The sequence below is a fragment of the Streptomyces niphimycinicus genome (genome assembly GCF_018883605.1).
Classification (GTDB): domain Bacteria; phylum Actinomycetota; class Actinomycetes; order Streptomycetales; family Streptomycetaceae; genus Streptomyces; species Streptomyces niphimycinicus.
In genome coordinates this window covers 1-7,319 of sequence record NZ_JAHLEM010000856.1, presented here as the reverse complement: position 1 = coordinate 7,319, position 7,319 = coordinate 1, and the positions used below count along the sequence as shown (strand labels likewise).

Below are 7,319 nucleotides of genomic sequence, written 5' to 3'. Positions count from 1 at the left end.
GGACGGGCCGCGCTGACCGGCGCCATCTACGCCCGGCCCGCGCGGCGTTCACCGGCCGCGGTCGTTGCCGAGACGCGGGCGATGCGCGAGGCGGTCGGCTTCGACGCCACGCTGGCCGCCGGAGACTCCGAGCTGTTCACGCATGACATCCCCGATGTCCCGGTCACCATCGCCTGGGGCTCGCGCGACCGGGTGCTGCCGCGCCGCCAGGGCGTCCGGGCCAAGCGGGTCATCCCCGGCGCCCGGCTGGTCCGCCTCCCCGGCTGCGGCCACGTGCCCATGAACGACGACCCCGCGCTGGTCGCCCGCGTCATCCTGGACGGCAGCCGCTGACGACCGGCTTACGGCCCGGCGCCCCGGATCTCCCGCTGTTCCCGCGCGCTGCCCGGTGCGCGGCCCCGTGGGTGTTCCGCACCGGGCCGCGCACCGCGCCGCATACGGCTACTGGCCGACCAGTCCCGGACGGAGAACCTTGGTGAAGAGCACCTTGCCGCCGTCCTCGCGCAGCCGGACCGTCATCTCGGCGCTGTCGCCGTCGATGTCCACCTCGCCGTAGAACTGGAAGCCCTCGGCGGGCGAGACGTTCGCCACGGTCGGCGCCTTGACGAAAGGCTGCTCGGGGCCGAAGGTGCCGTCCAGCTTCACCGAGGGGAAGGCACCCGCGTTCAGCGGGCCGGAGACGAACTCCCAGAACGGCGCGAAGTCCTTGAACGCCGCCCGCGAGGGGTCGTAGTGCTGCGCCGAGGTGTAGTGGACGTCCGCCGTCAGCCACACCGTGCCGGTGATCTTCCGGTGCTTGATGTGCCGGAGCAGATCGGCCATCTGGAGCTCACGGCCGAGCGGGGCGCCCGGGTCGCCCTGCGCGACGGCCTCGAAGTCGGTGCCCCCGTCCGGGACCACCAGGCCCAGCGGCATATCGCAGGCGATGACCTTCCAGACCGCGCGCGACCGCGACAGCTCGCGCTTGAGCCACGCCAACTGCTCGGCGCCGAGGATGCCCTGGGCGTCCTTCGGCTGGCGGTTCGGCGAGTTGGGGTCGCGATAGGTGCGGCAGTCCAGCACGAAGACGTCCAGCAGCGGGCCGTGGTGCTGGACCCGGTAGACCCGGCCGCTCGCGTCCGGCCGCAGCGTGCTGATCGGGAAGTACTCGGCGAACGCCTGGCGCGCGCGGGCGGCCAGCACGTCGACGTTCTTCTCGGTGTAGCGGTCGTCGACCAGGATCTCGCCCGGGTACCAGTTGTTGAGCACCTCGTGGTCGTCCCACTGGGTGATGGTCGGCACCTCGGCGTGGAAGCGGCGCAGCGCGGCGTCGAGGAGGTTGTAGCGGAAGTTGCCGCGGTACTCATCGAGCGTCTCGGCGACCTTGGTCTTCTCCGGGGTGATGAGATTGCGCCAGGTGGAGCCGTCGGGCAGCTTGACGGTCTCGGTCATCGGGCCGTCGGCGTAGATGTTGTCGCCGCTGCACAGGAAGAAGTCCGGCTCGCGGCGGCGCATCTCCTCGAAGATGCGGTAGCCGCCGTGGTCCGGGTTGATGCCCCAGCCCTGCCCGGCCAGATCGCCCGACCAGACGAAGCGCACGTCCTTACGGCGCTCGGGAACCGTGCGGAACGTGCCGTGGACCGCCTCACTGGTGCGGCGCGGGTCCTCCGGGTCGGCCAGCAGCACCCGGTAGTGCACCTGGCTCCCGGCGGGCAGGCCGTGCAGCGCGGTGCGGCCGGTGAAGTCGGTGCCGGGGCCGACCAGCGGGCCCCGCCACCGCTTGGCCCGCGCGAAGGACTCGGTCGCGGACGTCTCCACGATCATGCGGGCCGGACGGTCGGAGCGGACCCACACCAGCCCCGAAGACGTCGTCACATCGCCCACCTGGACGCCCCACTGGGCGCTTGGCCGCCCCGACAGCGCCTGAGCGGGCGCCCCGGACGTGCCGGACGTGGCCGATGCGGCCGATGCGGCCGATGCCACGGCGGGCACCGCGAGCGCCGCCGACGCGGCCGCCGATCCCGTCAGTACCGTGCGCCGTCCGATCCCTCTGCCGGATTCCCGCCCCATGGTGCCCTCCGTTGCTCGTAGAACTGCTGTGCTGTTGTGTTTGTTATCGGTGCAAGATGCCGCTCTTACGAACGCCCAGTGAATAACCGGGCGCCCGCACCGGGGAAGTGCCCCGCGCGGCATCCCCGAGAAGGTCCGCGGTGTGGGCGATCCGGGCGGGCGAAGGATGGGCGGATCCGGTCGCCGAACGGTGACGGCGTTCAGCGGTGACGGCCTTCAGCCGGAACCTCGGACTTCAACCTTTTGATTTCGGACAAAATAAGCTTCTGTTATCAGATGCGCCCTTAACCCATAGGTCACAGTCCGTTCGTGATCACGCAACACCTTTGCGCGAGGGTGTTTGCATGACATTTCGAGCGACCCCCGAGCCCCCTTCCCGGCACCGCCCCCGCTGGCGGCACGAGCTGGTCGCATGGTGGTCACGGCGCCAGGACCACGCGCCCCCGGGCAGCTCACCCTCGCCCGCGGCCGACGCGCACAGCGCCCACGCCGCGGGCGCCCCGGAGACCACAGCCTCGGAGACCACGGCCCCCGAGGCCACCACGCTGTGGCGGATGCGCACGACCGTACGAGACGAGCCGGGCGCCCTCGCCGCGCTGTGCGCGGCGCTGGCCGGGCACCGGGTCGACATCCTGGCCCTGCAAACCCATCCGCTGGCGGACGGCACGGTGGACGAATTCCTGCTGCGCGCGCCCGAGGCCCTGGCGTCCGCCGAGCTGACCGACGCCGTCGCGGCCGCCGGGGGCAGCGACACCTGGGTCGAGCGGGCCGATACCCACGACTTGGTGGACGCGCCGACCCGGGCGCTGACCCTGGCCACCCGTACCGCCCTGGACGCCGCCGAACTCCCGCTCGCCCTGCGCCAGTTGTTCGGCCGTTGCACCATCCGCTCGGTTCCCGCCAAGTCCTTCAGCGGCCGCTCCCCGGAGAGCACACCGCCCGCCGAAGGTGTCCTGGAGGAGACCGTGATGCGGCTGCGCGACCCGTCCGGCGGCGCGATCGTCATCGAGCGGCCGTATCTGCCGTTCACCCCGACCGAATTCGCCCGGGCCCGCGCGCTGGTCGAGCTGGACGCCCGGCTCGGCCCGCGGATCCCGCACGACGGCGATGTGCTGACGCTGCCCGAGGGCAACGCCATCACCGTGCGCCGCGCCGACAGCGGCGACCTGGCCGCGGCCCGCGACATGCACGCCCGCTGCTCCCCCGCGACGCTCGCACTGCGCTACCACGGCCCGGTCGGCGACGCCGACCGCTACCTCGCCCATCTGCTGAGCCCGCGCTTCGGCCGCACCCTGGCCGCGTACACCGCCTCCGGGCGGCTGGTCGCCCTCGGCCATCTGTTGTGGGACGGGGACGAGGCCGAGGTCGCGCTGATCGTCGAGGACGAGTGGCAGCGGCGCGGCGTCGGCGGACAACTGCTGCGGCGGCTGGTCGCGATGGCCGCCGAGACCGGCTACGAGAGCGTCTACGCCGTCACCCAGTCGGCCAACACCGGCATGGTGACCGCGATGCGCTCCCTCGAACTGCCGCTGGACTACCAGATCGAGCAGGGCACGCTGGTGATCAGCGCCCGCCTGGACCCGGCACCGGCACCGGCACCGGTCCCCCCGCTGCCGCACTCGCGCTGAGACCGGCCGCACTCGCGCTGAGCCCCGCCGGGACATCGCCGTGGGCCGCGCGCTCCGCCCGGTGGGCGCCGCGCCCCGCCGGGCCGCCGTCGAGCGCCTGGTCCAGATCGCGCCAGAGATCCTCGACGTCCTCGAGCCCGACCGACATCCGCAGCAGCCGGTCGCCGATCCCCGAGGAGTGGCGGTCCCCCTCGGCCACGATGCGGTGGCTGATCGAGGCCGGATGCTGGATGAGGGTGTCCACGCTGCCCAGGCTGACCGCCGGGGTGATCAGCCGCACCCCGGCGATCACCGCATGCGGATCGCCGTGGGTCTCGAAGGCGACCATCGCCCCGCCGATCCGCGGATAGTGGACGCGGGCCACCCGGGGGTCGGCGGCCAGCCGCCGGGCCAGCTCGGCCGCGGTGGCCGAGGCGGCCCGCATCCGTACGGGCAGCGTGGACAGTCCGCGCAGCAGCAGATATCCGGCGAGCGGATGCAGCACCCCGCCGGTGGCGAACCGCACCTGGCGCAGCGCCCGGGCGAACTCCTCGTCGCAGGCCACCACGCCGCCCATCACATCGCCGTGTCCGCCGAGGTACTTGGTGGCGCTGTGCAGGACCGCGCTCGCACCCCGCTCGGCCGGGCGCTGAAGCACCGGTGTGGCGAAGGTGTTGTCCGCGAGCAGCGGGACCGTGCCGCAGGAGTGGGCGACGGCCCGCAGGTCGACTTCGGCGAGGGTCGGATTGGCCGGGGTCTCCACCATGACGAGGCCGGTGTCGGGGCGTATCGCCGCCGCGATCCCGGCCGGGTCCACCCAGGTGACCTCGGTGCCCAGCAGCCCGGCGTCCAGCAGATGGTCGCTGCACCCGTACAGCGGGCGGACCGCGACCACATGCCGCAGCCCCTGGGCCCCGCGCGCCAGCAGACACGCGCTGAGCGCCGCCATGCCGCTGGCGAACGCGACCGCGCTCTCGGTGCCCTCCAGCCGGGCCAGGGCGGTCTCGAAGCGGGCCACGGTGGGATTGTCCAGGCGGGCGTAGACGGGCGGGCCGTCCGGCCGGGCGCCGGTGGCGGCGAACGCGTCGATCCTGGCGGCCTCCTGGCGGCTGTCGTACGAGGGGTAGGTCGTCGACAGGTCCAGGGGTACGGCGTGCAGTCCCATGGCCGGAAGGTCCTCGCGCCCGGCGTGGACGGCCTCGGTGGCGAACGCGTGCCGACCGGTCTCGTAGCGCGGGCCCGGTTCGCCCGGCGTGGTCCCCATGTTCTCCGTGCTCTCCCTGATGTCCATGAGTGAAGGGTGAACAACCACCGGAGGCTCGCGGCCGATGTCCGTGCTACGTTCGGCCGATGGCCGAAACCGTCGCTCTCGATCCGGTGGACCTCCAGATTCTGCGGCTGCTCCAGAACGACGCCCGGACCACCTACCGCGATCTGGCCGCCCAGGTCGGCGTGGCGCCCTCGACCTGTCTGGACCGGGTGACCCGGCTGCGCCGCTCCGGCGTGATCCTCGGCCATGAACTCCGCCTGGACCCCACCAAGCTGGGACGCGGTCTGGAGGCCCTGCTCTCGGTCCAGTTGCGGCCCCACCGCCGGGAGCTGGTCGGCCCGTTCGTGGAGCGGATCCGGGCGCTGCCCGAGTCCCGGGCGCTCTTCCACCTCGCCGGGCCGGACGACTATCTGGTGCATGTCGCGGTGGCCGACACCGCCGATCTCCAGCGGCTGGTGCTGGACGAGTTCACCTCGCGCCGCGAGGTGGCCCGGGTCGAGACCCGGCTGATCTTCCAGCAGTGGAGCTGCGGCCCGCTGCTGCCGCCCGCCCGGGACGGCTCGGCAATCTCGTAGCACACTCTGTTCCCGCTCGTCACACTCCCGTGGTGCTGACGCCGCACCCCGGAACGTACGAGGATGGGCCGCATGTCCGATACCAAGAACGCTCCGCTGCCCCGTCAGGTCGCCGACAGTTATGTCGACGCCCTCATCGAACTCGACCCGATCACCGGCACCTACCTGGGCGTTCCCGAGAGCTCCCGGCGCCTCCCGGACTTCTCCCCCGCCGGGGCCGAGGCCGTCGCCGACCTCTCCCGCACCACCCTGGCCCGGCTGGCCGAGGCCGAGGCGCGCCCCGGCGCGGACACCGACGCCGAGCGGCGCTGCGCCCGGCTGCTGCGGGAGCGGCTGACCGCCGAGCTCGCCGTGCACGACGCCCACGAGGGGCTGCGCGCGGTCAGCAATCTCAGCTCCCCGCTGCACTCGGTGCGCGGCATCTTCACCGTGATGCCCAGCGAGACCGAGGAGGACTGGTCGGCCGTCGCGGCCCGGCTGCGCGCCGTACCGGCCGCGCTGGAGGGATACCGCGCCTCGCTCGCCGAGGGGCTGCGGCGGAACCTGCCGGCCGGTCCCCGGCAGGTGGCCACGGTCCTCGATCAGTTGACGGAGTGGATCGGCACGGACGGCGGCTGGTTCGCCGACTTCACCGCCGAGGGCCCCGACGCGCTCCGCGGTGAGCTGGACGAGGCCGCCGCCGCGGCGACGGGCGCGCTGGTCGAGCTGCGCGACTGGCTGCGCGGGACCTACGCCCCGGCCATCGAGGGCACCCCCGATGTGGTGGGGCGCGAGCGCTACCGCCGCTGGGCCCGGATGTGGAACGGCACCGATCTCGACCTGGACGAGGCGTACGCGTACGGCTGGGCGGAATTCCACCGTATCCACGCCGAGATGCGCACCGAGGCCGAGAAGATCCTGCCCGGCGCCGACCCGTGGGAGGCGCTGCGCCACCTCGACGCCCACGGTGCGCATATCGAGGGCGTCGAGGAGACTCGGGTGTGGCTCCAGGAGCTGATGGACGAGGCCATCGAGAAGCTGAACGGCACCCACTTCGACCTGGCCGAGCGGGTCAAGCGGGTCGAGTCGATGATCGCGCCGCCGGGCAGCGCGGCGGCGCCGTACTACACCCAGCCGTCGGTGGACTTCTCCCGCCCCGGCCGGACCTGGCTGCCCACGATGGGCGAGACCCGCTTCCCCGTCTACGACCTGGTCTCCACCTGGTACCACGAGGGCGTCCCCGGCCACCATCTACAGCTCGCCCAGTGGGCGCACGTCTCCGACCAGCTCTCCCGCTACCAGGCCACGGTCGGCATGGTCAGCGCCAACGCCGAGGGCTGGGCGCTGTACGCGGAGCGGCTCATGGACGAGCTGGGCTTCCTGTCGGACCCGGAGCGGCGGCTGGGCTATCTGGACGCGCAGATGATGCGGGCGCTGCGGGTGATCGTCGACATCGGAATGCATCTCGCGCTGGAGATCCCCGCCGATTCGCCCTTCCACCCCGGTGAGCGGTGGACTCCGGAACTGGCGCGCGAGTTCTTCGGGCTGCACTGCGGCCGTCCGGCGGAATTCCTCGACAGCGAGCTGGTGCGCTATCTCGGCATTCCGGGCCAGGCCATCGGCTACAAGCTGGGCGAGCGGGCCTGGCTGACGGGGCGGGAGGCGGCCCGTAAGGCGCACGGCGACGCCTTCGACGCCAAGAAGTGGCATATGGCGGCGCTGTCGCAGGGTTCGCTGGGGCTCGACGACCTGGTGGAGGAGCTGTCGGCGCTCTGAGCTCGGTGCGCTCCCTGAGCTCGGTGCGCTTGTGGTGAGGGCGGGCCGCACCCGTACGGGTGC

General features: G+C 72.7%; 6 protein-coding genes. 4 read left to right on the top strand and 2 right to left on the bottom strand.

The window, feature by feature from the left end; genetic code table 11:
- Positions 1 to 333 (top strand): alpha/beta fold hydrolase (locus KN815_RS44240; RefSeq protein WP_216347397.1); only part of this gene is annotated, 333 nt, incomplete at its 5' end.
- A 108-nt stretch (positions 334 to 441) separates the two neighbouring features.
- Here the strand turns inward: KN815_RS44240 and KN815_RS44235 are convergent.
- The gene (locus KN815_RS44235) at positions 442 to 2,049 is read right to left on the bottom strand and encodes an alkaline phosphatase D family protein (protein WP_216347395.1); all 1,608 of its coding nucleotides are present in this window, start codon (positions 2,047 to 2,049) and stop codon (positions 442 to 444) included.
- Between the two features lie 344 nt (positions 2,050 to 2,393).
- On the opposite strand from KN815_RS44235, the gene KN815_RS44230 reads away from it, so the two are divergent.
- On the top strand, positions 2,394 to 3,677 hold the full coding sequence (locus tag KN815_RS44230) for a GNAT family N-acetyltransferase (protein WP_216347394.1): 1,284 nt from the start codon (positions 2,394 to 2,396) through the stop codon (positions 3,675 to 3,677).
- Here the strand turns inward: KN815_RS44230 and KN815_RS44225 are convergent.
- A complete protein-coding gene (locus KN815_RS44225; RefSeq protein WP_216347399.1) occupies positions 3,613 to 4,920 on the bottom strand; it encodes a trans-sulfuration enzyme family protein in 1,308 nt (435 codons plus the stop codon). The genes KN815_RS44230 and KN815_RS44225 overlap by 65 nt on opposite strands.
- Positions 4,921 to 5,006: 86 nt before the next feature.
- On the opposite strand from KN815_RS44225, the gene KN815_RS44220 reads away from it, so the two are divergent.
- Both KN815_RS44220 and KN815_RS44215 read left to right on the top strand, forming a co-directional pair.
- On the top strand, positions 5,007 to 5,501 hold the full coding sequence (locus KN815_RS44220) for an Lrp/AsnC family transcriptional regulator (protein ID WP_216347392.1): 495 nt from the start codon (positions 5,007 to 5,009) through the stop codon (positions 5,499 to 5,501).
- A gap of 72 nt (positions 5,502 to 5,573) precedes the next feature.
- Positions 5,574 to 7,256, top strand: a complete 1,683-nt coding sequence (locus tag KN815_RS44215; protein ID WP_216347390.1) for a DUF885 domain-containing protein — start codon at positions 5,574 to 5,576, stop codon at positions 7,254 to 7,256.
- The last annotated feature ends 63 nt before the right edge of the window (positions 7,257 to 7,319 follow it).

Bases quoted from the DNA above. Each gene is read 5' to 3' on its own strand.
- KN815_RS44235 (WP_216347395.1), bottom strand. From the start codon at position 2,049: ATGGGGCGGGAATCCGGCAGAGGGATCGGACGGCGCACGGTACTGACG.
- KN815_RS44230 (WP_216347394.1), top strand. From the start codon at position 2,394: ATGACATTTCGAGCGACCCCCGAGCCCCCTTCCCGGCACCGCCCCCGC.
- KN815_RS44225 (WP_216347399.1), bottom strand. From the start codon at position 4,920: ATGGGGACCACGCCGGGCGAACCGGGCCCGCGCTACGAGACCGGTCGG.
- KN815_RS44220 (WP_216347392.1), top strand. From the start codon at position 5,007: ATGGCCGAAACCGTCGCTCTCGATCCGGTGGACCTCCAGATTCTGCGG.
- KN815_RS44215 (WP_216347390.1), top strand. From the start codon at position 5,574: ATGTCCGATACCAAGAACGCTCCGCTGCCCCGTCAGGTCGCCGACAGT.